The organism is Actinomadura chibensis NBRC 106107, from assembly GCF_001552135.1.
Lineage (GTDB): Bacteria > Actinomycetota > Actinomycetes > Streptosporangiales > Streptosporangiaceae > Spirillospora > Spirillospora chibensis.
The window spans coordinates 63,618-88,384 of record NZ_BCQP01000056.1; the positions used below are offsets into that span (position 1 = coordinate 63,618).

The window sequence follows — 24,767 nt, forward strand, 5'->3', positions numbered from 1 at the left end:
TACTGCACCTGGTTGATGGAGCCGACCTGGCCGGACACGAGGGCGTCCATCCGGGCCGAGTCGTTGATGACCAGCTCGCGGTGCGGTCACACCACGGACTCGCGCTCACCAGGAGAGTCACAAGTCCGCCGTCTGCTCGACAACCCCGCCCTCAAGACTCTTACCCAACATCCCAAGCCGAAGCGCTCGAACGCCAACTCGGCACCGTCCTCAAACTCAACGGCCGAACTCGAACAAAGGAACATCCTCCTGGAACAAGAGATCCGGGCCCGCTCAGCGCTAATCGCGGAGATGAACAGGGAAGCCAAAACTGTGTGCGCCATCGTCGGCATCCAACGCCCCCGGCACCGCTGAAACCCACAGCGATATCGAGTCTGTTGACGTCGCTCACAGGGAGCGCAACACGCAAGACGGCGGGAAGATGCGTCAGCAGGGACCATCCCCGCGTGCGCGGGGAGCACGTCCCGAAGGGGTGCGGTACCTGCTGGTAAACGGGATCATCCCCGCGTGCGCGGGGAGCACATCGCCCGCCAGCCCTCGTCGACGCGTGAGATGGGATCATCCCCGCGTGCGCGGGGAGCACGCCGTCGCACAGGTTCTCCATTGCCGCGACCAGGGATCATCCCCGCGTGCGCGGGGAGCACCCGTCGGTTCCGGCGGCCGGGGCGCCGTACATGTGGATCATCCCCGCGTGCGCGGGGAGCACCGCCCACCCCCGGCCGGCCGCCCCTTCAACCCGGGATCATCCCCGCGTGCGCGGGGAGCACTCTTGCTGATCTGGGGCTTTAGAGGGCAGTGGGGCTGTTCTGAAGCACTTCTCTGGGTGATGGCATTTTCGGGCAGCCGATTCGGCGTCGCGTGCGGTTGTCCTAGTTCTCGGGTTATGGTCGATGAGTAGCTTACGAGTGGCATCTCTAGTCCGCGCTGTTTGGCGCGCCGCCACGGCCGAGATCAGAAGAGACCAGCTCTGTGCTGGAAGGCCAGTGCGGGGGCGCCTCTTGGAGTGGTCTCCAGGGAAGCGATGTGTGAGTAGCCATCAATGGCAGGCCTTGGCTGATGTTGACGTCGTGGAAGGGACTCGCTTTCGCGCCGCTACCCGGTGTGTGCTCCCCGCGCACGTGGGGATGGTCCCGCTCCCGGCTCCTCGGCCAGCCTGTCGACGGGGTGCTCCCCGCACATGCGGGGATGGTCCCGAGCTCGCTTCCGGCCCACGCGATGGAAGTGAGTGTTCGGGGTGCCGAGGTAGGCGTGCGTGATCAGGCGCAGGAGGCATGCTGCGGCGGGGATCTGCCAAGGTCAGGGCGGCGGTCACCGGGGCGGTGGGCAAGGCGAGTAGCGGTGTCTGAGTAGTTCGTGCTGCTGGCGATGGAGGTCGGTCTTCCGCCTGTTCGGTTGGATAATCTGCGGCATGGCGCGGCGACCATCCTGTTGTGCGCCGGGCAGGATCTGAAAGTCGTGTAGGAGACGCTGGTTGTCGTCGAGATCACCTCCGGCACCTGCACCGGCGTTCTCCCTGATCTGTTCCGTTGGTCGGTCGAAGATGTCGCCGCCGTCATCCTCAACGGCCGGGCCGAGGCCGGACGTACCGAAACGGCGACACTGGGACGCATCGCCCGCCTTGCCGAGGTGTCAAGGCGATGACCAGCGGAGGTTGACCGTCGGATTCTTCGCGCCGGTGTCCGCATCCGAGCCTCGGGTTGGACGCGGACTTCGGTCGCCGTCTCAAGTCGATTGGTCGGTCGAGAGCCGTCCAGGCCCGGTCAGGGCGTGGTTGTTGCGGGTGCGTCGACGCCTTGGCCAGGGTACCCGGAACTAGATCAAGTGGGGTTGGAGGCGGGTCGGCGACAGCCGAGCAGACGGAGGGATATATCGGCCAAGATCTGGGATCTTGGCAGTGGTAAGAGTGCAGGTCAGGGGTGGCGCGCCCGGCAGGATTCGAACCCGCGACCGTCGGATTAGAAGTCCGAAGCGCTCCGGCCGGTCGGCACCACTACCGGCCTGCGCACACTCCCGAGCGTCCACCCGCCGGGGGCAAGATCATTCCGTGCATACTCCGGATCTTGCTCGTGGCCACGTCCTGCCGTCGTGGGCCCTGCCTCGACGTGCCCCACAGGTAGATTGGACACCATGACCGCCCAGCCCGAGGAACCGACCGCGCCGCGTGATCCTGGTGAGGACCCGGCCGCGATCTTCGATGCGCTCCCACCCTCGCATCGTGAGCAGTTCCGGGCCGAGTATGACGAGGCGCTGGACGCGGCTCACGACCTGGCGCGCTTCAAGCAGGTTCAGACCTTGCTGCGGCAGTGGCGTCTGCGGGCCATCGCCTACGCCCGTCCCGGCTACGACGAAGCCGTCCAGGACGCCCTACAGGGCCGTGAAGAGACCTTCGTGCGCTACACCCCGCCGGGCTGGGAAGGCCAGGTGTGACCTACCGCTTCGACGGCTTCCACGGACGCGCGCTCTACGAACTGAACGGCCTTCCCGAAGACGTCCGCAACGGCCCACTCCTCGAACGCCTCCTCCAGCTCCTGGAAGCCCCATGGGACGCGGTACCGGAACGGCCAGATCAAACAGCGGTCCGGCATGCCTTCTTCGGTTCCCACAGCGAAGGCATGCTGACGCTGCTGGTGGACGAGGAGTCCGAGACGCTCCGCATCATCGACATCCTCTGGACGGGCTAGCGGCGTTAGCCGCTGTTCTTCCCCCACCTTCCTCCCCCCGGCCCCGACGAGACCTGTACTTAGCGACGGACAGGTTCCGTCAAGGGTGGCCGTAGGCCATCGGTGAAGCCGACGCGAAGCGCCCTTGACGGGTTCTGTCCGTCGCCATCCTCGACAAATCGGGGTCGGGGGGAGCCCCGTGCGTTTCCAGCTCAGCTTGCAACGTCCCTGTACTGGCGGAGTCTGATGTGCAGTTCCCGGCGACGTCTGGGCGGCGGCGCGTACCCCGTGGTGGCCGATAGGGGCGCGGCGGGCGGTGGTGGCGCGATGCGCGGCCCGGCGCGGCCGTCCGGTGACCGGCGCCCACGCCGCACGCTCCGGGCGGCCAGGCGCGGGGCCGCGCCAGCGGCCTGAGCGCCGCCGCCCCTTGATCCCAAACAGCCCAATTCGGCAACTCCGCGAATCTTCGTTGGGAGGATGGTTGACTTGCTTCGTTGTGATATCAGCCGACCTGCGGCTCTTCAACAGTTGAGGGGTTCCTAGATGACTCTCGTTCTCGTTCTGTCCGACGAGTCTTCTATTTATATGTCATGCGATTACATGTACACCGACCATTTTACTGGTCGAGAACTTGAGACGGATGCGCAGAAATTGGTACGACTGCTGAGGCCTGGTTGGAATGCACTAGTCGGATTCACGGGGCTCGGCTACATCGAGGGAAAGCCGACTGGTTCTTGGATTGTTGAGGCTACCTCAGGGCTAACGGCCGATTCTTCCTTTGAGGAGATCCTGGATTCCCTTCTAGAGGCCGATGACTATATTAGGTCTGTACGTCAAGGAGATCTAGGCAATCACAGTTTTATAGTAGCCTCGATTCGAGGTAGTCAAGCGCTTATCGGCTTAGTGTCTAATATATATGAAATTCGTCGTGGTCAGCTTGTTAAAGCTCAAGCAAGCGAGCTAAAAGTCTCGTTTACAAAACCAGGTGTGCCATGGCTATTTCCTTTGGGGGACCTAACGAGCTTGAAGGGAGCATTGCTAGAGAAATACAACGCGCGAAAATCTCAACTTGAGCTGATGGTGCGCTTGAAGGCCGACACCTCCAACGTTCTATCGAAATTGAGCGCCCTTAACGCGGAGATCGGAGAGAAAACACGCAGTGTTAGTGAGGGCTGTCACGTTGCCTTCCTGAAAGCCGATGGTACTGGTGGCAGCCAGCCCTTTTACACAGATCAACAAACCGGAAGCCACGTATCAGCCGAGTTTGAAAAGCTGCTTGCTGACGCTGGACTGCGGCTTAATCCAGCGAAAGACTCCTCGGGAAATCCGGTTCCGATTAAGATGATTTCTTCGTCATTTGTTGCAGTGGGAGATGACCACAGGTATCACCGCAATCAACTTAGACTCCATCCGACTGACTCAAATGCATGGAACAATTATGGTAGCTTTTTGCTATCACAGGGGCAGAGGGTTGCCGCTGAGTCGGCTTACAGGAAGGCCATAGAGTGTGACAGCAACAATGCCGTGCCACTGGCCAATCTGGCGAAGCTGTACTGGCAGCATTTGAGAAATCCAGAGCAAGCAAATCTGTTTTACCTTGCCTCCCTGAGAACTTTTGACGATAGTCCTCCGTCGACTTGGATAGTTTCGGACTATGCATGCTTTCTTGACGAATGTATGAATGACTATCGCGGGGCGGAAAAGTATCATAGTATTGCGGCGGCCGACCATCAATTTCCGCTTGCAATGGCACGCAAGGCGGCGTTTCTTTTTCATAAAATGGGTAAAATTGGTGAGGCGCGAGATCTAATGTCTCGTGCAACCAAGAAGGGCGATTCAGACTATCATATTCTTTTGCTCTCTAGTGAGCTTGACTTGCTCGCAAATGAGAGTATCGGTTCAGCGCTGGAAAAGGCAGCTCGCGCCGTGGCGCTTGCCCCCGGCGAAGGTGAAGTGCGGTTGTATTACGCAGATCTCTTGCTGATCAGCGGGGACCACTATTCTGCCCTGCACTATTATAGAAGGTCCATGAAGGAACTCCGGAAATCTCCCTTGAGGATTGCCAACTATGGGGCCGGGCTCCTTGAAGCGAACAAAACTGATCTCGCGCTCAAGGTGCTCAATCGGGCCCATGGCGAGTTTCCTGAATCAATTGAGATCTCAATGAATCTCGGTGCGGCACTTTTCGTGGCGGGACGAGTCGAGGCCGCGCGGAATAGGTTGGATTCGATCTCGCAGGAAGACCTTGATCCCAAGCTGGAATTGGAATTGATACTACTAAAGATTGTTATTCATGACCGTCTTGAGTCAGCGCTCCGATCTCGCCTGGATGAACTTCGGAGACTTAAAACGCGCATACACCCCGGCATGGTCGCGCGCATACTCCGGAGCGAGAACTGTCGGATTCGTGGAAACCTGAGAGAAATGATAGAGGTCGTGGTAAATGAAGTGGCATGGCCGAGAGACTCTACAGTGTTGTAGAGGTGCGGCTGGACGTCGTGGAAGATCGATAAAGCGCAGTGGGGGAAGGGCTTAAGGAGATGCCGCCCATTAGTTAATGACGACCTGGGTTTAGGTGGGTCGGTGGTGGCCAAGGAGGGGGACGCGGCCTATGGGGTGCCAGTCCCACAGGCGTTCGGGGCCCTGTTGGAGGACCAGGTACAAGGCGTCGATGGTAATTGCGCGAGCGGGTAGTTCTTGACCGAGGACGGTGATGAGGGGTTCGGCGGGTTGCTCTGCTTCGCTGTAGGCGAGCGTCATGTGCGGGATCCAGCGGCTGGGACCTTCGGTGTGGCCTTTACAGCCGGTCACTTTGAGTGTCGCCGTCTGAATGGCCTTGCTGATCTTGATCAGAGAGCCTGTGGGATGGACCGCAAGGGAGATTGCCTCGGGGTGGTAGAGGACGCGGCTGAGTGTCACCTCGGTAGGAGGGATTTCGGCGAGCAGCCCGGATGCGGTGCCGAGCATCTCCTGTTGCTGCTCGTCGGTGATCTCACTTGTGGGTCCGACCACAAGGGTGGTGACATGGAGCCATTGCAGTGGGGTCATGTGCAGGCCGGGGAAGTTGGAGAGTCGCTTCTGAGTGGCTTCGGCGAGGTCTTGGGCTTCCGGCTGGTCGCCTAGGAGGATGTGCCAATAGATCGTGCCTTGGCCGGGGTCCGGTTCGTTGCGGTTCTGCCAACGGTCGATCATTCGCGTGGGCAGAGGGCTCACGACATCTCCAGGGCGGAATCGTTATTCGGTGTGACGGCTAGATGCCGTGGCGACGTTCGGCCTCGTCTAGGGCTTGGGGCCATGGGTAAGCATCGCGGCGAGTTTCGCCGGTTCCGGGGGCGTGGGGTTCGAATTCGCTGGGGCCTAGGAGGATGCGGACGCCTTCGTCGCGGAGGGTGGTGATGCTCTTCCGAAAGGCGCTGCGGTTCGCTAGGGCGGTGTTGACGAAGGGGAGGACTGTTGTGGGGATTCCTAGGGTTGGGGCTTCGGCGAGGATGCCTAGGGCGTAGGTGTCGCTGATGCCGTTGGCCCATTTGTTGATTGTGTTGTAGGTGGCTGGGGCGACGATGATGGCGTCGGCTTTGGGGGAGCGGGGTTGGCCTGGTTTGCGGTATTCGCTGCGGACGGGGTGGCCGGTTTGGGCTTCCAGGGCTTGAGTGTCGATGAAGCCCAGGGCTGAGGGGGTGGCGATGAGTTGGACGTCCCAGCCTCGTTTGTGGGCGAGGGTGACGAGTTTTCCGACGTCGCTGGCGGGGCCTGCTGCGCACACGATGACGTAGAGGACTTTGCGGCGGTCGGTCTCGGTCACAGGCGCACCCCGATGTTTGCGGTGAAGTCTCTGAGCTGCCGTTTGATGCTAGGCGGGGCTGTGGCCATGAGGTCGCGCAGCGTGCGGTGTACGGCGGGGCGGGCTGAGATTTCTTCGGGGGCTAGCTGGTGGGCGAAGCGGAGGACGTCGTACGCCTTGTCGTGCTTGCCCCACTGGGTGAGGGCGCGTGAGGTGTCGATGAGGAGCGTTGCTTTGCGCTCGGTGAGGGGGATGCGGTCCAGGTCGATGTGGCGGGCTTCCTGGATGGCGGCTCCGGCGTCGCCGAGTTGAAGGGCGATGTTCACGCGGTGGAGTTGGACGTTGGTGGGGCCGAATGCGGTCCAGCGGTGGTTGAAGTCTCCGCCTAGTTTGCGGCCTGCGGCTTCGGCCTCGTCCAAGAGGGTGGCGGCGGTGTGGCGGTCGGTTCGGTGTCCGGCGGCGACGGCTCCGCGTAGGAGGAGCGCGCCGTACACGGATAGGAAGGCGGGGGAGCGTTCCTCGGTGTCGTGGTCGATGCGTTCGGCGTAGGTGCTGGCGGTCTGGGCGGCTGCGCCGTGGTGGCCGTCGTTCATCAGGGCGTGGGTGATGATGCGGGCGCTTGATCCGATGATCGTGAGGTCTTGGCTGTTACGGGCGGCGTGCATGCTGCGGTCGGCGGCGACCCACGCAAGACCTTCTTCGTCCAGCTTGAGCAGGATGCTTGCGGCGACGTGGTGGGCCTCGGCCGAGAGTGCTTCGGCTTTGAGGCGGGTGTCTCCCTCGTAGGTGGTGCATGCGGTACGCAGGTCGGCCAGGAGTCGGGGCAGGGACTTGATAACGGTGGAGTACCGGCAGTCTTGATAGTTCCGCTTGGCGGCGGCCACGGCGTTGGCCAGGCGGGTCATGCTAAGCGTGGAGGGGCCGGGGTCACTGCTGATGCCGGGGTATCCGGCCAGCGCGGCGGCGAATGCCTCGACGCCTTCCAGGGGTGCGCCGTCTGTGGGTAGGTCGGCGAAGATGGCGCTGAACAGGCTGGCTCCGGCGAGCTTGGTGAAGGTCCTGCGACGCACCGGGTCCCCTTCCTGGACGTCGGGATCTACGTCCAGGGAACCCAGCGATGCGGCGGGAGCCAACCCCGCGGGCTCATCCCGCGGTGTGATGACGCTCGTGTTCGCGGTGGTCGGCGGGGCGGAGTTGGGCGCTAAGCCGAGGGTCATGCGGGCGGTGTCGGGCATGTGGAGGCCGTCGGCGATGCGCTCGAAGACGTCCAGGGTGGTGACCTGGGCGCCGCCCTTCTTCATGGTTTCGCTGACCTTGCCCTGTGACATGCCGCAGGCGATGCCGATGCGGGTTTGGCTGGCTCCGGCATATCGCTGCACGAGGTGGAAGACGGTGCGGATGTCGCGGGAGGTCAGGGCATCGATCATCTGTGGGTGTTCCCACAGGGATGCGGGGATGGTGATCGGGTCTGTGGCCCGTCCCGGCATCAGGGGCTCCCTCCGGTGTGGCTGACCATTGCTGAGCGTATATCCCGTGGCTGGATATCGCCGCTGGATGGGAGGTCGGCGGGGTTTCGCCGATCGTGGTCGGCATGACGCAGCAGCAGCGAGCAAAGGGTGACGCGGACTGCCGGTCGTGCGCGGGGCGTGGGTGGAAGTTCGCCCATCCCCGGCGGGCGGTCCTGGTGGGGATGCCCGGTGGTGGCGGGTCGCAGGTGCGGCGGGTGCCGTGCCGGTCCTGCTCACCAGTGGACGCGGTGCGGGCGGCGTAACAGGCTGCGGGACCGGTGGGTGTTGCGCGGCTGGGGCTGTGCGGTCGGCTTGCGTCGGTTGACCGTGCCCCCGGGGGCTGTGGCGGCCCTGCGGAGGTCGTTGCCCTGCCGGTCCCGCTCTTCTTCTCTGTGGTGTGGGGAGTGTTCAACGTGGGTGAGTCGGTGAGGCCGCGGGTGCTGGATCGTGCGTGGCGGTCTTCGGCGTTGGCGCTGGTCGGCGCGTTGGAGGCGCGTGGGCTGGTGGCCGAGGTGTGGGGGCATGGTGCGGTGCGGGCTCGTAACCCGGCCGGGGAACCCGACGCCGACTCGCCCAGCCAGCAGGGCGGCCAGGTGATGGGGCCCGCGCTGGGGCAGGAGGTGGTGTGCCGTCACCGTGAGGGCGTGTTGTGGTGGTGGTGGGTGTGGCCAGGGCTGACCCGTCAGTGTCCGCCGGACTTGGAACCGTTGTGCCCGGTGACCGACCCGGAGGCGGCGGCGGACCGGATCGCGCGGGTGGTCGCCGTGCCGTTCGCCAACTCGCCGGTGGAGCAGGTCGCCTCGGGTGGGCGGGGGTGATGGGGGTGTCGTGGACGCCTTCGGTGGAGGAGATGGCGCGGCGGCCGGTGGCCGAGCAGATCGAGCGTGAGTTCTCCGGGGTGGTGGCCTGGTATGGGCGTTTCACGCGGGCGTGGTGGGCGGTGGTGCCGGGTCATCGTGTCGTGTGGTTGGTGGAGGCGTCTGATCCGCGCTCGTTGCGTGAGGTGATCATGAACGCGCGGGGCCGGTGACCAGGTTGAACGACGCGCAAAGCGGAAAGGCCGGCGGCGGCGCGGGCGCGGGCGCGGGCTCGGGCGCGGGCTCGGGCGCGGGCTCGGGCGAGCATGCGGAGCACGGGGCGGCGTATGCGGAGATCGGGCTTGAGTGCCCGGTGTCGTGCCTGGGCGTGCGGACGATCGGGGACCTGGTGCAACTGCTGGCCGAGGCGGGTCGTGCGGCGGGCCTGTACGGCGTGGGCCTCGTGGGTGAGCGGTTGCATGAGCATGAGCGGGTGACGCCCGCGTGCCCGATCGCGTGCATGGGGGTGTCGGAGCGGGTCCTTGCTCCGTTGCGGCGTGAGCTTGGTGCGACGGCGATGGTGGGGGAAGTGGTGGCGCTGCTGTTGTCGGGGGACTTGGCCGAGGTGCGGGGGATGGGTCCGCGGCGGGTCGGTGAGGTCCGGACGGCGCTGATCGCGGAGGGCTTCCCGGTGGCGGACGGGCAGTGGTGAGGTTCACCCTGCGGCCCTTGACACCCTGGCCCGGCGGGGTTGGGCCGGTTGCGGTCGTCGGTGTCGCGTGGTGGTTGCCGTGACGTTGGCGGATGGGGGCGCTACAGTGCCGGGAGATGCGCTTATCCGGTCGAGCGTCGCAGTAGTCAGGTGGTCGTCATGTCGAGCTTGGAGTTCGAGCCTCCGAAGTATGCGCGGGTGGTGCTGGAGTTGCGGCGCCGGATCGAGAACGGCGACTACCCGCCCGGCTCGCTGCTGCCGTCGGAGTCACAGCTCGTCCGCGAGTTCGCGGTGGGGCGTACCACGGTGGTGCGAGCTTTGCAGATGCTCCAGCAGGACGGCTGGATCACCCGTGAACACGGGCGCGGCTCCTTCGTCAAAGGGCGCCCCGGCCCGGCGGGGGTGCGTGCCAGTCGGCGCGGCCTGGCGCTGCTGGACCGGCCCGAGACACAGCCGGGCGTGACGGTGGTCGATGTCGGCCAGGTCGACGCCCCGGCCGAGGTCGCCGGGCTGCTCGGTTTGGATGGCGGGTCGCGGGTGTTGGCACGGCGGGCGTTGACGGTCCGCGACGAGATCGCCTCGGACCTGGTGACGTGCTGGTTCCCTCCCGAACTGGTCTACGGCACTGATCTCGATCAGCCGGGGCCGTTGCCGGTCGGGCTGCGCGATCACCTGCGCACGGTCAAGGACCTGCGGGTGGACCACATCTCCGAGCGGCTCACCGCGCGCCTTCCGGTTGGCGATGAGGCGCGGTTGTTGCAGATCAAGAAGTCCGCTCCGGTGCTGGTGATGGTGGCGGGGATGCATGACGCCTCAGACGTGGTGCGGTTTGTGGCCGAGGTGGTCATGCCGGGGTCGTTGCATGAGTTGGAGGACGTGTACAGCGTCCCGGACTAGCGCGCGCGTTCGGGAATGTGGCGCACGTCACTCTTAGTCTGGGTTGTTCGGTCGAGTGGGCGAGGTACCCTCTACACACGCACTCGTCCGGACAAGCGGTCGGGTGAATGTTTGGAGGCGATCCGCGATGGCAGTGCAGGGTCCGTTCAAGGTCGCGTTCGGGGACGTGTTCCCGTTCGGGGCGTTCATCAAGGGCGGCGTCGAGCCGGTGCGGGACTTCGACCGGTCGACGCGGGAGAACTTCGTGCAGGCGCGCGACAAGGAGTCGGGCGAACTGGTGTGGGCGGTGGAGGTGCTGGACGCTGACCCGGCGGCCAAGGGCACGTTCAAGGTCAAGCTGACCGCACCGGTTCAGCCGGTGATGCCGGAGGCTCCGGTGGGGTTTCCGTTCGTGCCGGTGGAGTTCGAGGGGCTGAGCGTGACGCCGTACGTCAACAGCCAGAACAACCGGCTGGCCTACTCGCTCAAGGCGGCGGCGATGCGCCCGGCCAACCACAAACCGCAGGGCCGGTCAGCGGGCAAGGACGCGGCCTGACCCAAGAAATGGTGGGGCGGCTGGAGCTGGTACCTCCGGCCGCCCCGATCTCTCCCCTGAACAGCGCAAAGAAGAGGTGTGACCATCATGGCATGGGAGTTCCGCAAGCTCGGCCCCGGTGAAAACGTCGCGGTCGAAGCCCAGCGTGACCCGTTCGCGGCCCCCAAGTGGGCGCCGCCGGTCTGGCACATGCCCGAAGGGCTCGTGCTCATCGTCAACACCGTCCGCGCCCTCCTGCGGACAATCGTCTTCCTCGTCCGCAACATCGTCCCCGTCTCCGTCTTGTCCGGGCTCGCCTGGCTCGGCTACCGGTTCGGCTGGACCGTCCCCGCCCTGCTCCTGGCCCTCGTCGCCGTGGGCCTGGCCGTGTGGGCAGTGGTGGACCGCCCGTCCTTCGTCCGCTGGGTCGCTCGTCCGGCTCGTGCCCGGTGGCGGCTCATCCTGGTGTACCGGCGGGACTGGCAACCCGTGCTCGTCACGGCCGGGTTGACCAAGGTTCACAAGGGGCGGGAGTACCTGCCTTCTCTCGTCCGCGTCCGCTGCGGTCCAACCTCGGACCGGGTGCTGGTGCGCATGCTCAAGGGGCAGGCTCCCGACGCATGGGAGCGGGTCTCGGTGAATCTGGCGCATGGGTTTGGGGCGTCGTTGGTGCGGGTGCGGGTGCGGGATGGGGACCGTCCGGGCCGGATCTGGCTGGAGTTCGTCCGCCGCGACGCCCTCGCCGAACCGATTCCCGCCCTGCCCATCCTCGACCCGTCCGACGTCGACCTGTCCGGCCTGGTGATCGGACGGCAGGAGGACGGTTCGCCGTGGCGGCTGCGGCTGCTGGGAACCCACGTCCTCATCGCAGGGGCGACCGGGGCCGGGAAGGGCTCGGTCATCTGGTCCACGATCCGCGCGGTGCTGCCGCTGATGCTGGGCGGGCTGGTGGAGGTCTGGGCGGTCGACCCCAAGCGCATGGAACTGTCGTTCGGGCGGGCGCTGTTCGAGCGGTACGGGCGCTACAGCGATGACCCGCGCGGCGGGATGGTCGAGCTTCTCGAAGCCGCCGCCGAAGACATGAACGCGCGGGCCGAACGCTTCGCCGGACTCACGCGGTCGTTCGTCCCGTCGCATGAGTTCCCGTTCCGGGTGGTCGTGGTGGATGAGCTGGCGTTCCTGACCGCCTACTGCCCCGAACGCGACCTCAGAAAGCGCGCCGAGTCGGCCCTGGCTGTGCTCACCAGTCAGGGCCGGTCGGTGGGGTACTGCGTGATCGGTGCGCAGCAGGACGCGCGCAAGGAGGTCAACAACCTGCGCAACCTGTTCCCCGACCGGATCGCCCTGCGCCTGGACGAAGACGAACAAGTCGACATGGTCCTCGGCGACGGCGCGCGGGATCGCGGGGCACTGGCCGATCAAATCTCCTCGGTTCCCGAAATCGGTGCGGGGGTGGGGTTCGTCCGGCTGGAGACCACACCCGACCCGGTCCGGGTGCGGGCCGCCTACGTGGCTGACGCCGACATTCGCGCCATGGTCGCGCTCGGCCTGCCCGACGTCGATGTCGAGGGGGCCGCGTGAGGCAACCCACCCTCGACGGACCAGCCTCGGACGCCACCTCCAACGAGTCCGCCCCGGACGGTTCCGAACCCGGCCCGGTGGTCAAGACCCTGCCTCCGCTGGCCCGTGGGGTGCTGGAGGCGGTCGCGGTCGAGCACGGCGTGTGCATCCGGCCCGTCCCCATGCGCCGGGTCGACCTGACCACCGGAACCGGCGACATCCTCTACGTCCCGTGCGGTCACACGCTCGCCTCGGTGTGTCCCTCGTGCGCTGAACGCAAGCGCGCACTCCGCGCCGTGCAGTGCGCCCAGGGCTGGCACCTCACCCAGGAACCCGTCATCACCCGTGCCGACCCCGACGCCGAGCAACGCGCGTGGATGGAACTGCGGGCGCACGCGGCGGCGGCCTGCGACAAGGCGACAGAGAGCGGGACGGCGGACGGCGAAGGAGCGGAGTTCTGGGACGCGGTGATCCGCGACCTCGATCACGAGATCGAACGCACGGGCGTGCGCGGCGGGCTCAAAACCGGTGATACGAACAGGGGGCGGCGAACCCGGTCGACCCGCCGCAGGCAGGACGCGCCGGACCTTCCTCGCCGTCCGGTCGACTCCCGCACGGTCGGCAAGGTGTTCCGCGGTAAGGACGGTCACACGTTCCGGCCCTCACTGTTCCTGACCCTGACCTTGGATTCCTACGGGCGGGTGCGCTCGGACGGAACCCCGGTCGACCCGGCGACCTACGACTACGCGCGGGCCGCGCGGGACGCCCTGCACTTCTCCAAACTGGTGGACCGGTTCGTGCAGAACCTACGCCGGTTCGTCGGCTACGACGTCCAATACTTCGCCACCGTCGAACCCCAACGCCGCCTCGCCCCCCACCTACACATGGCCATCCGGGGCACGATCTCCCGCGCCGAACTCCGGCAGGTGGTAGCAGCGACCTACCACCAGGTGTGGTGGCCCTCGACTGATCGGGTCGTCTTCTCGGGGGATCGGCTGCCGGTCTGGGATGACGCGGCCGGGCCTGAGGGCGGCTACCTCGACCCGGCCACCGGTGAAGTCCTGCCCACCTGGGATGAAGCGCTGGATGCCCTCGGCGCGGACGAGGACGCCGAGCCATTGCACGTGGCACGGTTCGGGCGACAGATCGACGCGCAAGGCGTCCTGACCGACTCCCCGCAATCGCGCAAGCTGATCGGCTACCTCACCAAGTACCTGGTCAAAGGCATCGCCGAATGCCACGCACCCGACACCGACGCGCAGCGGGAGCATGCCGACCGGATGGCCGAAGCGCTCCGCTATGAGCCGTGCTCGCCCACGTGCGCGAACTGGCTGCGCTATGGCGTCCAGCCCAAGAATCCCCGCAAGGGCATGGCTCCGGGCTTCTGTAAAGGCAAAGCCCACCGACGCGAACACCTCGGCTACGGCGGCCGCCGCGTCCTGGTCTCCCGCAAGTGGTCCGGTAAGACCCTCGCCGACCACAAAGCCGACCGGAAGGCATGGGTCCTGGCACGACTCGCTGAGGCCGGAATCCCCGTCGCCAACCCCGCCGACCCGAACGCGGCCTACGTCTGGGAGCGCGCCGGGCCGGGTGACCCGGACGTGAAACCGACCGATCAACGGCTCCTACTCCTCATCAATGAACGCATCCAACGGCGCCGCCAACTCGACGCCGCGACCGGCAACCCCACTCCGGAACTTTCGGCAACTCGGGAGGCAGCGTGAGAGGCAAGCGGGACGAGCTTCTAACCGTCGACCAGGTTCTAGAGGAACTCGGCGGGATCTCTCGGCGGACCTTCTATCGGTGGCGGGAGATCGGGCGGGCTCCGGCTGGCATCAAGCTTCCCAACGGCGAGATTCGCATCTACCGAAGTGACCTCGACGCATGGCTCTGGTCGCTGCGGGAGGCCGCGTGAACACCTCCTACAAGGTCAAGCTCTGGGAGCTTCGGCCGAACAAAGCCGGGCCGAGGTCGAGTAAGCCGGGCAAGGTCATCTCCTACACCGCCCGTTGGACGGTCGGCGGCCGTGAGAAGTCCCGGACGTTCGAGCGGTCGTCGCAGGCGAAGAGCTTCCTGTCCGACCTGCGGCAGGCTGCCAAGGACGGTGAGGCGTTCGATATGGATACGGGCCTTCCGGTGTCCATGCTCAAGGCGGCGACCTCTCGGACCTGGCTGCAATTCGCACGCGCGTACGTCGAAGCGCGCTGGCCACACGCGGCGGCCAAATCGCGTGAGGGACTCACCGACACCATGACGGCCGTGACGCTCGTCTTCGTCAAGGACATGCCGGGGCGTCCGGACGCTGCGCTTCTGCGGGTCCTGCTTCGGCAACACGTCTTCGTCCCGGAGGCTCGCCGTCCCGAGATGCAGCCGGACCTCGATGCGGCGCTGCGGTGGCTGGAAGCGGCGTCCATGCCGATCGCGGAGGTGAACGAACCGCGGTTGGCGCGGGCCGCGCTGGAGGCTCTCGCGCTCCAGCTCGACGGAAAGCCTGCGGCCTCCTCGACCTTCCGCCGCAAACGGGCGGTGTTCAAGCATGCGCTCGGCTACGCGGTTGAAGCTGGGGACTTCGCGGCGAATCCTCTCGACCGAGTGAAGTGGCGTCCGCCGAAGCAGAACGGAGCCGTTGATCGTCGCGTCGTCGTGAACCCGGCGCAGGCTCGGGAACTGCTGGTGGCGGTGTCCTATGTCGGCCGGTCGCGTGGGCCTCGGCTGCGGGCGATGTTCGCGTGCATGTACTTCGCTGGCCTTCGTCCGGCTGAGGCCGCGGGTCTGCGTCGTCAGGACTGCGAACTTCCGGCAACCGGCTGGGGCCTGATCACGGTCAAGAAGACCCGTCCTCAGACCAACAAGCGGTACACCGACTCGGGGGAGACCTTCGACGATCGGGGCCTCAAGCATCGGGAGGACGACATTGTCCGGCCGGTCCCGATTCCGCCTGAGCTGGTGGCGATCCTCCGGGAACACCTCGACGCCTTCGGGACGGCCGAGGATGGGAGGCTGTTCGTCACCAGTAGCGGCCGGTCGTTCTCCGGGTCGGCGTACGCGCAAGTCTGGAAGCAGGCCCGCGCCCTGGCCCTCTTGCCCGATCAGGTCGAATCGCCGTTGGCGGCGCGGCCCTACGACCTGCGGCACGCGGCGGTGTCGCTCTGGCTGAACGCTGGCGTCCATGCGCCCGAAGCGGCCGAACGCGCGGGGCACGGCGTCGACGTGATGTTGCGTGTTTACGCTAAGTGCATAGACGGGCAGCGGGACGTCGCCAACCAGCGCATAGAGGACGCGCTGGCAGCATGATCGACAACCGCTGTGAGAGGCTCCGGATCGCTCCGGGGCCTCTCTTCGCGTCTGGGCTGACCTGCGCAAACGCGACCCAAGTCATTCCGCGTATATTCCGGGAACGGTGCCGTGGGGCTGCCTTCGGTGGCATCTGGCTGCATCCGGCGGTACCGCCCGCCAGGGGCGTTCGTGCAGGTCAGAGCAAGGTTTTGCTGTTCATGGGGGCGCGCCCGGCAGGATTCGAACCCGCGACCGTCGGATTAGAAGTCCGATGCTCTATCCAGCTGAGCTACGGGCGCTCGGCGCCCGGCGGGACGCCGGGACACAGTGTAAGGGGGAGGGTCCTCCGGCTCCACATCTATAACGCCACTACCACGGGTGAACGGGCGTGGGTGGTGGGTTCGGAGCCTTATCTTGGGGTGCTGTGGCGGTGAACTTTGAGGTGCCGCTCTCCGAGGGGGGTGTTTCGGAGGGTGTGGTGCGGGTCGGGGACACGGTGCGCAGGCCGTTGCGGGCGCACAGTCCGGCCGTGCACGGGTTGTTGCGGCATCTGGAGTCGGTGGGGTTCGACGGGGCGCCGCGGGTGCTCGGGATCGACGAGCGGGGGCGCGAGGTCCTGAGCTGGGTGCCGGGGGAGGCGCCGTGCAGGCCGCTGCCCCGGTACGCGGTCTCGGAGGACGCGCTGCGCGGCGTCGGGCGGTTGTTGAGGGGTTACCACGAGGCCGTGGCGTCGTACGAGGCGCCGGACGGCGCGCCGTGGGACGGGGAGACCTCGAATCTCGACGGGGAGCCCGAGGTCATCGGGCATTGCGATGTCACGTTCGAGAACGTCGTGTTCCGGGACGGGGTTCCGGCGGCGTTCATCGACTTCGATCTGGCGCGGCCGACCACCCGGTTGTTCGACGTGGTGACGGCGCTGCGGCATTGGGGGCCCATCGCCGATCCGGCGGATCGGGACGCGCTGCTGTACGGGGTCGACGTCGGACGCAGGCTCCGGCTTTTCTGCGACGCCTACGGGCTTGAGCGGGAACGGCGGCGGGACGTCCTCCCGGCGGCGCGGGTGAGGTTCGAAAGGTCCTATCGGGCGATGCGGAACCGGGCCCGGGGCGGTGGCGGCTGGGCGCGGATGTGGCCGGTCGCCGGGCAGCGGATACTGCGGGCGCAGGATTGGCTTGAGCGGAACTGGGATGAACTCGATGCGCGTCTCTGCTGAGGGGCTTGTGCTCGGAGTGGCGCTGGACGCGCTGCTCGGCGATCCGAAGAGGTGGCATCCCGTCGCCGGATTCGGACGGGTCGCGTCAATGGCGGAGCGTTCTCTGTACGGGGATTCCCGGTGGCGCGGGGCCGTTTTCGCCGGGCTGCTCGTGGGCGGCGCCGGAATGGTCGGCGTCGGGCTGCAAAGGGTCGGGCGTGGGAATGTCCTGGTGACGGCGGCGTGTACGTGGGCCGTTCTCGGCGGGACGTCATTGGGGCGCGAGGGTCTCATCATGGCCCGCCTGCTGGAGCGCGGAGACGTCGACGCGGCTCGTGGGCGGCTTTCCCATTTGTGCGCCCGCGACCCCGAGGGGCTGGACGCGAAGGAGTTGGCCCGGGCGGTCGTCGAGTCGGTGGCGGAGAATACGTCCGACGCGGCGGTCGCCCCGCTGGTGTGGGGCGCGGTCGGCGGCATTCCGGGGCTGCTGATGTACCGGGCGATCAATACGCTGGACGCGATGGTCGGCTACCGGAATCCGCGGTACGAGCGGTTCGGGTGGGCCGCCGCGAGACTCGACGACGCCGCCAACTGGATTCCGGCCCGCGCGACCGGCGCGCTGGTCTCGCTTTGCTCGGGACGCGAAGCCTGGCGGGTATTCCGGCGGGACGGCGGGAAGCATCCGAGCCCGAATGCCGGACGGTGCGAGGCCGCCTTCGCCGGGGCGCTCGGAGTCCGGCTCGGTGGAGAGAACGAATACGGGGGACGCGCTGAGCGGCGTCCCGAAATGGGGGACGGCCGGGCCCCCGAAGTGCGCGACATCAGGCGGGCCGTGGGGCTTTCCGCGGCGGTGACGTTCGCGGCGGCGGCCATTGTCTGGGCGCTGCGGTGACCGCGTACGCGGGGCTGCTGGTCGCGGGGACGACGTCCGACGCGGGCAAGAGCGTCGTGACGGCGGGGCTCTGCCGGTGGCTGGCGCGCAGGGGCGTGAAGGTCGCGCCGTTCAAGGCCCAGAACATGTCGCTGAACTCGATGGTGACGAGCGACGGCGCGGAGATCGGACGCGCGCAGTACATGCAGGCGCAGGCGGCGATGGTCGAGCCGAAGGCGGCGATGAATCCGGTGCTGCTCAAGCCGGGCAGCGATCGGCGCAGCCAGGTCGTCGTCCTCGGACGTCCGGTGGCGGAGGTCGACGCGCTCTCCTACGGGGAGCACAAGGAATGGCTCAAAGGCGTCGTCCGGGAGAGCCTCGCGGAACTCCGCGCCGAATACGACGTCGTGATCTGCGAAGGCGCTGGAAGCCCGGCCGAGATCAATCTGCGCAAGGGCGACATCGTCAACATGGGCCTCGCCCGCGACGCGGGCCTTCCCGTGATCGTGGTCGGCGACATCGACCGGGGCGGCGTCTTCGCGTCGCTGTTCGGGACGGTCGCCCTTCTCGAACCCGAGGACCAGGCGCTGGTCGCCGGATTCGTCATCAACAAGTTCCGCGGTGCCCGCGAACTGCTCGAACCGGGCCTCGAACAACTCCGGGCGCTCACCGGACGTCCCACGCTCGGCGTCCTGCCGTGGAAACTCGGCCTTTACCTCGATTCCGAGGACACCCTCGCCCTGGACGCGCCGCGTCCCGACGCGCGGGGCCCGGTCGGACGCGAAACGCTGCGCATAGCCGTCGTCCGGTTCCCGCGGATATCGAATTTCACAGATCTGGACGCCCTCGCCTGCGAGCCGGGCGTCGTCGTCCGCTACGCGGCCAGTGCCGGGGATCTGGCGGAGGCCGATCTGGTCGTCCTTCCGGGGACGCGGGCCACCGTGAACGACCTGGCCTGGCTCCGCGAACGCGGAATGGCGGACGAGATCGCGAGGCGCGCCCGCGAAGGGCGTCCCGTGCTCGGCGTCTGCGGCGGTTACCAGATGCTCGCGGAGGAAATCGTCGACCACGTCGAGTCGGGCGCCGGACGGATCGGCGGCCTCGGCCTCCTCCCCGCGAAAGTCGAATTCGGGGAAGAGAAGGTCCTCGGCCGCCCGCACGGCCGCGCCTACGGCGAGGACGTCCACGCCTACGAGATCCACCACGGCGTCGTGACGGCGCGGGGAGAGCCGTTCCTCGACGGCTGCAGGAATGGCGCGGTCTGGGGCACGACCTGGCACGGCGCAATGGAGAACGACGGTTTCCGCCGCGCCTTCCTCCAGGACGTGGCGCGGGAAAGCGGACGCCGTTTCACGCCCGCGTCCGACGTGTCCTTCGCGGCGATCAGGGAGGCGACCCTCGACGCGCTCGGCGACCTCGTCGAGGAGAATCTGGACGTCGGGGCCGTATGGCGGATCATCCGGGAAGGCGCGCCGGGCGGCCTGCCCGTCGTCCCACCGGCGGGGCCGCCGCGACCGGTAGGGTGATCCATTCGAGAACCGGCCGCAAATGGCGAGCAACAGGCGAGCAAGAGGCAGGCGTCAGGAGGAGCGTCCCGTGACCGAGCCGCGGTCCAGGCTGATCGTCCCGCTGATGAAGGCGCGCGTCCCGGCCGAGGTCCAGTTGGAGTTCCCGCTGCCCCCGGACGAGGAGCCGGTCCGCGACCCGTTCGCCGCCGGGCTCTACGTCACCTACGCGGTGGAGGTCGCCGACGAGGGCGTCCCGTCCGGACGGCGGCACGAGCACGTCGCGCGCCGGCACTGCGCCGAGCTCGGCGTGCCGCCCGAGGAGCTGCGCCGCACCGCGGTGGCCAACCTGCGCGACCTGCGCCCCGACCTCGGCCTGAGCTGGGATCCCGAGGTGCGCGCCGTGACGGTCACCCTCGGCGGCGGGAGCGGCCGGCCGCAGCGCGGGCGCGGCACGCTGGAGTCGGGCCTCCTGCTGGACGAGGGCCTCATGGAGAAGCTCGCCCAGGACGTCGAGGGCGACCTCGTCGTCGCCGTCCCCGCGCGGGACATGTTCATCGCGTCCGGTACCGGCCACCCGGACGGCGTCGAGCGGCTCCGCCGGACCGTCGCCCGGGTGTGGACGGCCGACCGCGGCGAGGACGCCGACCCCGCCTGGGACGTGCCCGCGGGCACGCTCCTCGCTCACGACCTGCTGGTCCGCCGCGCCGGGGGCTGGGACGTCCTTCCGTAGCCCGCGTCCCGGTCCGCCCGGCGAAGTGATCCATGTCGTGATCCGGGGCGCTCGCGAAAATCGAGTGGGATCGTGTCGGACCCGGTGCGTAGGGTGCGGCCCATGGTGTCGATGGACCAGCTGCTCGCCTTCTCCGCGATGGCCTTCGCGATCATCATCATTCCGGGGCCGTCCGTGCTGTTCGTCGTCGGCCGCGCGCTCGCCCACGGCCGCCGCACGGCGCTCGCCGGGGTCGTCGGCGGGGTGCTCGCCGCGCTGGTGCTGACGGTCGCCGTCGCGGTCGGCGTCGGCTCGATCGTGGAGCGCTCCGCGCTCGTGTTCACCGCGCTCAAGATCGTCGGCGCGGTCTACATCGTGTACCTCGGCGTGCAGGCGATCCGGCACCGCCGCTCGCTCCAGGAGGCGATCGGCGCGGACGACCCGGCCCAGGGCGGCGACCTGCGCGCTTTGGCGCAGGGCTTCGTGGTGGGCGTGACCAACCCGAAGACGACCGTGTTCTTCGCGGCCGTGCTGCCGCAGTTCGTCGTCCGGGAGCACGGGCACGTCGCGCTCCAGATGATCGTGTTCGGGCTGGTCTTCGCGGTGATCGCGCTGCTCAGCGACAGCGTCTGGGGCCTCGTCGCCGGGACGGCCCGGGAGTGGTTCGCCCGCTCGCCGCGCCGCCTCGCCGCGATCGGCGGCACCGGCGGGCTGATGATGATCGGGCTCGGCGTCACCGTCGCGGCCACCGGCCGCAAGGACTGAACGGGGGTCAGACCGAGCAGAGCGAGAAGTCGTCGAACTCGGCCTCGGGACGGCCGGAGGCGCCGTCCGGACGGCTGACGAGCAGGCCGCTCGGCCCCGGCATACCCGAGTCCGCGGGGAGCGGCCGGGTGGCGTCGACCGCGGCCTTCCCGTTCACCCACATGCCGAGCGACAAGTGCCCATCCTGGACGACGCAGGCGACCTGGACGCGGTTGCGCTTGTCGCGGACCTCGACGGCGGGGTTGGCCGCGATGTCGGTCAGCGTCCCGGTGGAGCCGAAGGCGGCGATCCGCGCGTGCCCGCTCGCGCTGAGCAGGAACGCGAAGCCGCGCCGCCCGTGGCAGAACACGCCCGCCTCGCCGTCCGCCCCGATCGACTCGATCTTCACCTCGATGAGCTGCGACCGGGGCACGACCGGCACGGGCGCGTCGGCGACCGCCCCGCCCGCCGCCGTCCCGCCCGCCGCAGTCTCGCCGGTCAGCACGTACGCGCGGTCGGCGTACCGGGCGTCGGCGGCCTTCCTCCAGCCGGAGCCCGCGTCGTCGAAGTCGTCCTCGAAGACCTTCTCGTCGCGCTTCGGCGGCTTGCCGAGGGAGAGCGCCGAACTCGACGGGGCCCGCGCGCCCTCCGCCGCGCCCGCCGCGCCGTCGCCGGACGACTTCCGGTCCGCCGTGAACGCCATGACGGACAGCACCACGGCGGCGGCGACGGTCACGGCGAGCAGGCCGAGCCGCTGGGGGGAGCGCGCCAGCCTCGCGGGCGCGGACGCGGACGCCGCCCGCGTCCCCGGCACGCCCCCGCCCGGCAGCGTCGGCTCCACCGCGGGCGGCGTCGCGAACGGCGCCGCGGGCGGCGGCGCCGCGGGCGGCGGCGCCTCCGGCATGGCGAGGGTCGCGGGCGTTTCGTCCTCGCCGGTCAGAGCGCTGATCAACTGCTTGACCGGCGGGCGCGCGGCCGGGTCCTTCGCGAGCGACCGCGCGACGACGTCCCGGACGGCCGGGTCGAGGCCGCGGAGGTCGGGGTCGGCGTTCGTCACCCGGTTGATGATCTCCGGGAGGGTGCCGCCGCCGAACGGGACGCGTCCCGTGCCCGCGTAGGCGACGACGCAGCCCCAGGAGAACACGTCCGCCGCCGGGGTGACCTCCCGGCCGTGCATCAGCTCGGGCGCCATGTAGGCGGGCGTGCCGACGAACTGCCCGGTGCGGGTCGGCCCGTCGGCGGAGTCGAGCGCGCGGGCGATGCCGAAGTCGATCACGCGCGGGCCGGTGGACGACAGCAGCACGTTCGCGGGCTTCAGGTCCCGGTGGACGATCCCCGCCCCGTGGATCGCGCTCAGCGCGGTCGCGATGTTGACCGCGAAGGACTCCAGGTCGCCGCCGCGCAGCGGCCCGCCCGCCTTGACGGCCTCCTCCAGCGAAGGCCCGGCGACGTACTCGGTCACGACGTAGAGCGGCTCGCCGTCGAGTTGCGCGTCCAGGACGGCGGCCGTGCAGAACGGCCGGACCTGCCGCGCGGCCGTCACCTCGCGCCGGAACCGCTCGTGGAACGCCTCGTCGTCGGCCAGCTCCGCGTTGATGACCTTGACGGCGACCTGCCGGCCCGCGCCGTCCGCGCCGAGGAAGACGGTGCCCATCCCGCCGCGGCCGAGCCGGGCGGTGAGGCGGTACGGGCCGAGCCGCCGCGGGTCGCGGTCGCGAAGGGGACCCTGCATGGCTCGACTCCCGGGAGGCGAAGGACACTGGTGTTGTTCATTTGACGCGGCGATAAAGGGCATTGTTCGCAAATCTGCGGGAGGAAGCGTGGACGTGACGGCGGATGTGCTCGGCCCCGGCTACGAGGCGATCGAGCTGCCGATGGGCGAGGACGCCGAGGGCGAGGTCGTGGCGACGCTCGTCCGCCGGCGCGGGGACGTCCCGTCCCAGCGTGCGGTGCTCTACCTGCACGGGTTCGTCGACTACTTCTTCCAGAAGCACCTGGCCGACTTCTATCTCGATCTCGGCTTCGACTTCTACGCGCTCGACCTGCGCAAATACGGCCGGTCGCTGCGCCCGCACCAGACGCCGAACTACGTCGAGAGCCTGTCGGACTACTTCCCGGAGATCGACGAGGCGGTGCGGATCGTCCGGGACGTGGACGGCCACGACGCGCTCCTCCTCAACGGCCACTCCACCGGCGGGCTGATCGCCGCGCTGTGGGCCGACCACGCGCGGGGCAGGGGCCTGGTGGACGGGGTCGTCCTGAACAGCCCGTTCCTGGACATCGCCGAGCCGCTCGTCATGCGCAAGCTCGGCGCGGGCCTCGCGCGGGCGCTGCGGCCCCGGTTCCCGAGGGCGAAGCTCCCGGCGAGCGTGTCCGAGCGGTATCCGCGCAGCCTCCACCGCGACCACGAGGGCGAATGGGACTTCGACCTGGCCTGGAAGCCGATCGCCGGGTTCCCGGTGCGGGCGGCGTGGCTGGCGGCCGTGCGGCGGGGCCAGCTCCGGCTGCACCGCGGCCTGGACGTCGACGTCCCGGTGCTCGTGATGGCGTCGGCGCGGAGCGTCCGCCCGACCCGGCGGACGCTGGACGTGACCGGCGCCGACGCGGTCCTGGACGTCGAGCACATGGCGCGCTGGGCGCCGCGGATCGGACGGCACGTGACGCTCGTCCGGATCGAGGGCGGCCTGCACGACCTGGTCCTGTCGGCCGAGCCCGCCCGCTCCCAGGTGTTCGCCGAGCTGACCCGCTGGACGACCGCCTACCTGCCCGCCTAGGCCGCGCCACGAGCCAGGCCGCGCTGCGGCTAGGAGAGGATCTTGGACAGGTCGAAGTCGTCGAACTCGGCGACGATCTGCTGGGCCGGGTTGCCGCCCCGCTCGACCCGCAGCCCGGCCTTGCCGTTGCCGAGCGGCTGGTCGTCGTCCTTCGCGTCGATGACCCGCTCGCCGTTCACCCAGAGCCGCAGCCGGACCGACTTGCCCCCTTCGCCGCTCTCGCACGCGATCTGCACCTTGTTCGGCTCGCCCTTGGCGAACCCGGGGACGGAGTCGGGCGCGTCCAGTTCCTTGCTGCCCTTGTCGCCGTTGTACTTGCGGAGCGCCGCGCCCTTCCCGTCGTTGCGGACGACGAAGACGTACTTCTCGTTCCGGTCGTTGGCGGACCGGCAGCTCAGGCCGTAGGCGGCGTCGTCCGGGCCCTGCACCACGGAGACCGTCACGGTGGCGAGCATCGGGTCGGGGGCGAAGTCGTTCTTCGGCACCTCCTCCAGCACGCTCGCGTGCGTGCTGTCGGTCAGCATCCGGTACCTGCCGTTCTGGTAGTTGTTCTCGCCCGAGTAGGAGCCCCAGCCGGAGTCCTTGTTGGAGAAGTCGTCGCTGAACACGGTGGCGAGCTTGTCCGGCGGGCCGCCGGAGCCCAGCACGGTGAACCCGACGACGGCGAGCACGGCGAGGACGGCGACGGCCGCCCCCGCGGCGATCAGCGGACGGCGCGGGAACCGCCGTCCCGGCGCCCGCCGGTCGCCGCGCGTGACGTCCGCGCCGAGCATCGCCGTCGGCTGCTGGAACGCCGCCCGCTGGAACGCCGCCTGCCCCGGGCCGCCCGTCCGCGCCTGGACGGTCGGGTCGCTCGGCGGCCCGTTCCCCGGCCCGCCGCGCCCCGGATCGTGCCAGCCCGCCTGGACGGTCTCGGCGAGCGTCGCCGGGTCGGTCGGCCCGTTGCCGACCAGCCTGGCGAGCAGGTCCTGGACGGACGGCCTGCTCCGCGGGTCCTTGTCGAGCGCGGCGGCGACGACGTCGCGCAGGCCGGGGTCGAGACCGTCGAGCTTCGGCTCCTCGTGCGCGACCCGGTAGAAGATCTCCGGGACGGTGTTGCCCGCGAACGGCGCGCTGCCCGTCCCGGCGTAGGCGACGACGCAGCCCCAGGAGAACACGTCCGACGCGGGGGTCACCTGCTCGCCGCGCAGCAGCTCGGGCGGCAGGTAGTTCGGGGTGCCGACGAACTGGCCGGTGCGGGTGGGCCCGTCGGCGGCGTCCAGGG

General features: G+C 68.3%; 23 protein-coding genes, 1 tRNA gene and 1 CRISPR repeat array. Of the genes, 18 read left to right on the top strand and 6 right to left on the bottom strand.

Features of this window, described 5'->3' with window-relative positions:
* Positions 1-432 precede the first annotated feature (432 nt).
* A CRISPR array of direct repeats spans positions 433-767; the repeat unit is 29 nt; unit sequence GGGATCATCCCCGCGTGCGCGGGGAGCAC.
* 1,360 nt (positions 768-2,127) lie between these two features.
* The 3 genes from ACH01S_RS30855 to ACH01S_RS42750 all read left to right on the top strand — a co-directional run bounded on the left by ACH01S_RS30855 (position 2,128) and on the right by ACH01S_RS42750 (position 5,141).
* Positions 2,128-2,427 (top strand): DUF6247 family protein, encoded by a 300-nt coding sequence (locus tag ACH01S_RS30855; protein WP_067899723.1) that lies wholly within the window; start codon positions 2,128-2,130, stop codon positions 2,425-2,427.
* A complete protein-coding gene (locus ACH01S_RS30860) occupies positions 2,424-2,681 on the top strand; it encodes a hypothetical protein (RefSeq protein WP_067899615.1) in 258 nt (85 codons plus the stop codon). The genes ACH01S_RS30855 and ACH01S_RS30860 overlap by 4 nt, the downstream gene beginning before the upstream one ends.
* Positions 2,682-3,203: 522 nt before the next feature.
* Positions 3,204-5,141, top strand: a complete 1,938-nt coding sequence (locus ACH01S_RS42750) for a tetratricopeptide repeat protein (RefSeq protein WP_083981334.1) — start codon at positions 3,204-3,206, stop codon at positions 5,139-5,141.
* A 90-nt stretch (positions 5,142-5,231) separates the two neighbouring features.
* On the opposite strand, the gene ACH01S_RS30865 is transcribed toward ACH01S_RS42750, so the two are convergent.
* The 3 genes from ACH01S_RS30865 to ACH01S_RS30875 are packed head-to-tail and all read right to left on the bottom strand — an operon-like array spanning position 5,232 to position 7,868.
* On the bottom strand, positions 5,232-5,873 hold the full coding sequence (locus ACH01S_RS30865; protein WP_148344745.1) for a 2'-5' RNA ligase family protein: 642 nt from the start codon (positions 5,871-5,873) through the stop codon (positions 5,232-5,234).
* Positions 5,874-5,910: 37 nt separating this feature from the next.
* Positions 5,911-6,462: a flavoprotein gene (locus ACH01S_RS30870; protein WP_067899636.1), complete on the bottom strand. Its 552-nt coding sequence runs from the start codon at positions 6,460-6,462 to the stop codon at positions 5,911-5,913.
* Entirely contained in the window at positions 6,459-7,868 is a 1,410-nt protein-coding gene (locus ACH01S_RS30875) for an XRE family transcriptional regulator (protein WP_246237174.1), read from the bottom strand. The genes ACH01S_RS30870 and ACH01S_RS30875 overlap by 4 nt, the downstream gene beginning before the upstream one ends.
* Before the next feature lie 494 nt (positions 7,869-8,362).
* On the opposite strand from ACH01S_RS30875, the gene ACH01S_RS30880 reads away from it, so the two are divergent.
* From ACH01S_RS30880 to ACH01S_RS30920, 9 genes are all read left to right on the top strand, one after another.
* Positions 8,363-8,767, top strand: coding sequence for a hypothetical protein (locus tag ACH01S_RS30880; protein ID WP_148344746.1), 405 nt, complete (start codon positions 8,363-8,365; stop codon positions 8,765-8,767).
* Positions 8,768-8,790: 23 nt separating this feature from the next.
* Positions 8,791-8,979, top strand: coding sequence for a hypothetical protein (locus ACH01S_RS30885; RefSeq protein WP_148344747.1), 189 nt, complete (start codon positions 8,791-8,793; stop codon positions 8,977-8,979).
* A 5-nt stretch (positions 8,980-8,984) separates the two neighbouring features.
* Entirely contained in the window at positions 8,985-9,458 is a 474-nt protein-coding gene (locus ACH01S_RS30890) for a hypothetical protein (protein WP_148344748.1), read from the top strand.
* 159 nt (positions 9,459-9,617) lie between these two features.
* The gene (locus ACH01S_RS30895; protein ID WP_174564925.1) at positions 9,618-10,355 is read left to right on the top strand and encodes a GntR family transcriptional regulator; all 738 of its coding nucleotides are present in this window, start codon (positions 9,618-9,620) and stop codon (positions 10,353-10,355) included.
* 127 nt (positions 10,356-10,482) lie between these two features.
* Positions 10,483-10,890 carry a plasmid replication, integration and excision activator gene (locus tag ACH01S_RS30900; protein WP_067899662.1) on the top strand — a complete coding sequence of 136 codons (408 nt, stop codon included), beginning with the start codon at positions 10,483-10,485 and terminating at the stop codon, positions 10,888-10,890.
* Positions 10,891-10,977: 87 nt separating this feature from the next.
* Positions 10,978-12,450, top strand: a complete 1,473-nt coding sequence (locus ACH01S_RS30905) for an FtsK/SpoIIIE domain-containing protein (RefSeq protein ID WP_246237175.1) — start codon at positions 10,978-10,980, stop codon at positions 12,448-12,450.
* A 77-nt stretch (positions 12,451-12,527) separates the two neighbouring features.
* Positions 12,528-14,153 carry a replication initiator gene (locus tag ACH01S_RS30910; RefSeq protein ID WP_067899663.1) on the top strand — a complete coding sequence of 542 codons (1,626 nt, stop codon included), beginning with the start codon at positions 12,528-12,530 and terminating at the stop codon, positions 14,151-14,153.
* Positions 14,150-14,344 carry a helix-turn-helix transcriptional regulator gene (locus ACH01S_RS30915; protein WP_067899665.1) on the top strand — a complete coding sequence of 65 codons (195 nt, stop codon included), beginning with the start codon at positions 14,150-14,152 and terminating at the stop codon, positions 14,342-14,344. The genes ACH01S_RS30910 and ACH01S_RS30915 overlap by 4 nt, the downstream gene beginning before the upstream one ends.
* A complete protein-coding gene (locus ACH01S_RS30920; protein ID WP_067899669.1) occupies positions 14,341-15,723 on the top strand; it encodes a tyrosine-type recombinase/integrase in 1,383 nt (460 codons plus the stop codon). The genes ACH01S_RS30915 and ACH01S_RS30920 overlap by 4 nt, the downstream gene beginning before the upstream one ends.
* Positions 15,724-15,930: 207 nt before the next feature.
* Here ACH01S_RS30920 and ACH01S_RS30925 read toward each other — a convergent pair.
* Positions 15,931-16,004, bottom strand: a tRNA-Arg gene (locus tag ACH01S_RS30925).
* A gap of 230 nt (positions 16,005-16,234) precedes the next feature.
* Here ACH01S_RS30925 and ACH01S_RS30930 point away from each other — a divergent pair.
* The 5 genes from ACH01S_RS30930 (at position 16,235) to ACH01S_RS30950 (ending at position 20,750) form a co-directional block, all read left to right on the top strand.
* Positions 16,235-16,918 (top strand): phosphotransferase, encoded by a 684-nt coding sequence (locus tag ACH01S_RS30930; protein WP_246237176.1) that lies wholly within the window; start codon positions 16,235-16,237, stop codon positions 16,916-16,918.
* Positions 16,902-17,789 carry a cobalamin biosynthesis protein gene (locus tag ACH01S_RS30935; RefSeq protein WP_148344749.1) on the top strand — a complete coding sequence of 296 codons (888 nt, stop codon included), beginning with the start codon at positions 16,902-16,904 and terminating at the stop codon, positions 17,787-17,789. The genes ACH01S_RS30930 and ACH01S_RS30935 overlap by 17 nt, the downstream gene beginning before the upstream one ends.
* Entirely contained in the window at positions 17,786-19,294 is a 1,509-nt protein-coding gene (locus ACH01S_RS30940; RefSeq protein WP_067899677.1) for a cobyric acid synthase, read from the top strand. The genes ACH01S_RS30935 and ACH01S_RS30940 overlap by 4 nt, the downstream gene beginning before the upstream one ends.
* Before the next feature lie 70 nt (positions 19,295-19,364).
* A complete protein-coding gene (locus ACH01S_RS30945) occupies positions 19,365-20,006 on the top strand; it encodes a DUF1444 domain-containing protein (RefSeq protein ID WP_067899680.1) in 642 nt (213 codons plus the stop codon).
* Positions 20,007-20,108: 102 nt separating this feature from the next.
* Positions 20,109-20,750 carry a LysE family translocator gene (locus ACH01S_RS30950; RefSeq protein WP_067899681.1) on the top strand — a complete coding sequence of 214 codons (642 nt, stop codon included), beginning with the start codon at positions 20,109-20,111 and terminating at the stop codon, positions 20,748-20,750.
* Positions 20,751-20,757: 7 nt separating this feature from the next.
* Here the strand turns inward: ACH01S_RS30950 and ACH01S_RS45030 are convergent, their stop codons facing one another.
* Complete coding sequence (locus ACH01S_RS45030) at positions 20,758-22,461, bottom strand: serine/threonine-protein kinase (protein WP_067899683.1); 1,704 nt, start codon at positions 22,459-22,461, stop codon at positions 20,758-20,760.
* Positions 22,462-22,555: 94 nt separating this feature from the next.
* Here ACH01S_RS45030 and ACH01S_RS30960 point away from each other — a divergent pair, with 94 nt between their 5' ends.
* A complete protein-coding gene (locus ACH01S_RS30960; protein WP_246237177.1) occupies positions 22,556-23,503 on the top strand; it encodes an alpha/beta hydrolase in 948 nt (315 codons plus the stop codon).
* A gap of 29 nt (positions 23,504-23,532) precedes the next feature.
* Here ACH01S_RS30960 and ACH01S_RS30965 read toward each other — a convergent pair.
* Positions 23,533-24,767: serine/threonine protein kinase (locus ACH01S_RS30965; RefSeq protein WP_169809387.1), on the bottom strand; the 1,235-nt coding region annotated here is incomplete at its 5' end.